1 protein-coding gene and 1 pseudogene are annotated in these 4,443 nt (G+C 69.1%); both read right to left on the bottom strand.

Features of this window, described 5'->3' with window-relative positions:
- On the bottom strand, positions 1-1,754 hold a 1,754-nt coding region (locus IG74_RS54960; protein WP_420710056.1), incomplete at its 3' end, for a condensation domain-containing protein.
- Between the two features lie 465 nt (positions 1,755-2,219).
- Positions 2,220-4,443: pseudogene (locus tag IG74_RS54955) on the bottom strand (condensation domain-containing protein); the annotation flags it as partial.

Raw genomic sequence — 4,443 nt, 5'->3', positions numbered from 1 at the left:
AACGTAACCGCAACCGCATCAGGCGTACGACCCACCTGAGCCGCGAACAGCTCCGTCAGCGACGCCTCCACCACCGGACGGGAAACACCACTCCACTCCTGAACCAGCTGGTCGTGCTCCGCCGTGCCAAGAACCGGCACACGGTTCAGGGGCAGGTCACCCTGCTCCTGCTCCAGGGCCTCGACGATGCCCTCGGCCGCGGCGCTGATCAGGTCGCACACCGACTGCGCGGCAATCGGCGCAGCCGCCTGAACCGTCAGGCCGAAGCCTTCGCCGGTGTCGTCCACCGACACCGTCAGCGGGTAGTTCGTCCGCTCGTGGGCCGACAGCAGCTCGACGCCGTCCAAGCCGGTGTTGAGGTCTTCGATCGACCTGCCCATCCGCTCAGCGGCATTGGCGTTCTGCCGGTAGTTGAGGAGGGAGGTGAACAGCGGGGTCTCCGCCGCGAGATCGGCCGCCTGCTGGGCAAGCGTGAGCGGGGCGTGCTCGTGGACGAGGAGGTCGGCGAGCTGCTTCTGCATCCCCCGCACGGCCTCACCCACCGACACCTTTCCGGTGGGCACACGTACGGGCAGCGTGTTGATGAACAGACCCGGCGTACGGTCCGCACCGGCGCCCGCCTGCATACGGCCGAACAGCACGCTGCCGAACACGACGTCATCGCGGCCTGAGGTCACCGCGGCGACCCGGGCCCACACCAGGTGGAACAGCGTGGCGGGGCTGACGCCCAGACGCCGCGCCTGCTCCCGCAGGCGGGCCGCAAGACCCGCGTCCAGCATGGTCGACGCCTCGGCGACGTCCGAACCGTCACCGTGCACGTCCAGCAACCCGAACGGCGCCGTCGGCTCACTCACACCACCGAGCAGCTCACCGAAGAACCGCTCGTGCTCCGCACGCGAAACACCGAGCCGTGCCTGCGCCACGAACTCCCGGAACGGAACCGGGGCAGGAAGCTCCTCCGCGTCTCCGCGTAGCAGCGCGCTGACCTCGGCGAAGAGGACGCCCATCGCCGTGTGGTCCTGGACCAGGTGGTGGGCCTGCATGACCATGAGCCAGCGGTCGCTGCCGGGCTCGGCCGCGACGGTGGCCCGCAGCAGCGGAGCACGTCGGATGTCCATGGAGGGGCTGCACAGGTCGAGGAGTCCCTGGACCAAGTCTCCGTCGTGCTCCCCGAGGTCCACCTCGTGTACGGGGATGTCGGCGTGGCGGACCACGACCTGCACCGGCTCGCGCAGGCCTTCCCAGGCGAAGCCCGTCCGCAGGGTGTCGTGCCGGTCCACGGCCGTCTGGAGCACGCTCAGGAACTGGTCGAGCCGTTCCCGGGAGTCGAACCGCAGCACCGTCGGCAGCACGTACACGTCCGCGCCGTTCTCGTTGCCGATGACGGAGTGGAAGAAGATGCCTTCCTGGAGGGGAGCGAGGGGGTAGATGTCGGCGATGTTCGCCGCCCCGCCCTCGACCCGGGCCGAGATCCGCCCGATCTCGTCCGTCGTCAGCTCCACCAGCGGCAGCATTTCCGGCGTGATGACGTCGGCGCCCGTCGGAATGAGGTTCTCCGGGACGGTCACCGTGCCCTGGCCCTCCGCGCTGACGGCGGCCGCGAGCCCGGCCGCCGTCGGCGTCGCGAACAGGCTCCGCACGCTCACCGGAAGGCCCAGCTCACGCAGGCGCACGACGAGCTTGACGGCCATGAGGGAGTGCCCGCCGAGTTCGAAGAAGTTGTCGTCGACGCCGACCTGAGGCAGGTCCAGCATCTCGGCGAACACCGAGCACAGGATCTCCTCCTGCACCGACGACGGGCCACGTCCCTTGGCGGGCTGTCCCTCGTCGGCGGCCGTCGACGCGCTCGGCTGCTGCTCCTCGTCCGTACCGCTGATCCGCTCCAGGCTGCCGTCCGCGCGCCAGCGCACCACGTCGCCCGTGCGGTACATCCGCTCACCGGCGTCCCCGAACGGGCACGCCACGAAGCGCTCGGCCGTCAGGCCGGGACGGCCCTCGTAGCCGTGGTCCTTCAGACCGCCCGCGAGGTACAGGTCGCCCGCGACACCGGCAGGGACCGGCTGGAGCGCCGCGTCGAGCACGAACACCTTGCTCCCGGCGTCCGCTCCGAAGTCCGCCCCGCTGTGCGGGGCAGCGTCCAGCACGGGCAGCGCACGGGCCGGAGCGCCTGCCGCGGAGTCCTTCCATTCGGTCAGGATCCGGTGCCGCTCCGCGTCGCCGAGGATCTGGATCCTGCTCACGGGCTGGTGTGGATCGGCCGTCACGGCCTCCAGTACGCGTACGAAGCGCTCGACGAGCTCCGCGACCGTGGCCTCGTCGAACAGGTCCACGGCGTAGACGACCGTGCCGTCGAGACCGGCAGGTTCGCCGGAGGCGTCGAACCGCTCCCTCACGTTCAGGTCGAGGTCGAACTTGGCGGCCACCTCCTTGCTCGCGATCACTTCGGCCTCGAGCCCGGGCAGGTCCACGACCGCGTCCGCATGGGTGTCCAGGCCCAGCATGATCTGGAAGAGGGGGTGGCGTGCCATGGACCGCGTCGGCGCCAGCTCCTCCACGAGCCGCTCGAAGGGGACGTCCTCATGCGCGTACGCGCCGAGGCCCGTCTCCCGGACGCGCTCCAACAGCTCCGCGAACGACGGGTCCCCGCTCACATCGGTGCGGATCACCAGCGTGTTCACGAAGAAGCCGACCAGCTCCTCCAGGGCCTCGTCCGAACCGCGTACTGCACGGGCAGCGGTTCCCAAGCCGGAACCCGTCCGGCGGTACGCGCCGCGTACGCCACCGACACATCACGGGCCAGCGGCGCCATCGACCAACCATCACCCGCCACGTGATGCAACACCAGCATCAGCACATGTTCCTGCGGACCCGTCGCGAACACCCACACACGCAACGGAACATCGACCGACAGGTCAAACACACACCCGGCCGCCTCAGCCAACGCCGCCGTCAGGTTTTCCGGGGTGACGTCGACGACCTTCAGCTCACAGGCAGCCGAGTCGATGTCCAGGACCTGCTGCTGGGCCGCGCCCGCGACCGTGGGGAACACGGTGCGCAGCACCTCGTGCCGCGCCACCACATCATTGAGCGCCGCACCCAGCGCCTCCACGTCCAGCTCCCCGCGCAGACGGATACCCGCGGGAATGTTGTACGTGGCGTTCGGGCCCTCCAGCTCACCCAGGAACCACAGCCGCTGCTGAGCGAAGGACAGCGGCACCGACTCCGGACGCACCCGTGCCGTGAGAGCCGACCGTGCCTTGTCAGCACCCTCCAGCCGCTCCACGAGCAAGCCCACCGACGGTGCCTCGAACACCGCCCGCACGCCGATCTCCGCACCCAGTACCGACCGCACCCGACTCACCAGACGCACCGCGAGGAGGGAGTGGCCGCCCAGTTCGAAGAAGTTGTCGTCAACTCCCACGCTGGGAAGGCCGAGTACGTCGGCGAACACCGCGCACAGGATCTCCTCCTGCGCATTCGCCGGCGCCCGGCCCGTCGATACGGCGTATTCGGGTGCGGGGAGTGCCCGTCGGTCGAGCTTGCCGTTGACCGTGACCCGCAGCTTCACCTGGTCATCAGCACGGCCCAGATACTCCAGGTTCCCGTCCGCACGCCAGCGCACCACATCACCCGTGCGATACATCCGCTCACCCGCGGACCCGAACGGACACGCCACGAACCGCTCCGCCGACAGCCCCGCACGCCCCACATACCCGCGAGCCAGCTGATCGCCCGCCAGATACAACTCACCCGCCACACCCACCGGTACGGGCCGCAGACCCGCATCTCGACGGCACGAAATGCGCAACCGTCACCCTCTCCCGCCGGATCAGCTCCGCCAGATAGCCCGCATCCCGATGACCACCAGGACGCGCCACCACCAGACCCGCACCCGTGATCAACGGCCAGAAGAACTCCCACACCGACACGTCGAACCCGAACGGCGTCTTCTGCACCACCCGATCCGAACCATCCAGACCGAACACGTCCTGCATCCACAACAGACGATTCACCACACCCCGATGCGGAACCGCCACACCCTTCGGACGCCCCGTCGAACCCGACGTATAAATCACATACGCCACATGCGACGGCAACACCGGTCCGCCGCGCTCGGCATCGGTGACAGCACCCGCCTCCAGGTCCGCCAGCGCGGAGACCGTCCGCGCGTCGTCGACGACGACCCGCTCCACGTCCTCCACCATCGGCACGACCTGCTGGACCGCCTCGCTGGTCAGTACCAGAACCGGCTGCGCGTCCTCCAACACGTACGCGATGCGGTCCGCCGGGTACTCCGGATCGACCGGCACGTACGCACCACCGGCCTTCAACACCGCGAGGAGCGATACCACCAACTCACTAGAACGCTCTATACAGACCGCAACCAGAGACTCCGCACCCACACCCCGCGAAATCAACAACCGCGCCAAACGATTCGCCCGC

The organism is Streptomyces sp. NRRL B-1347 (assembly GCF_000720325.1).
In the GTDB taxonomy this organism is placed as follows: Bacteria; Actinomycetota; Actinomycetes; order Streptomycetales; family Streptomycetaceae; genus Streptomyces.
Note: the sequence above shows the minus strand (reverse complement) of the source record. Positions and strands in the feature narration are given on the sequence as shown.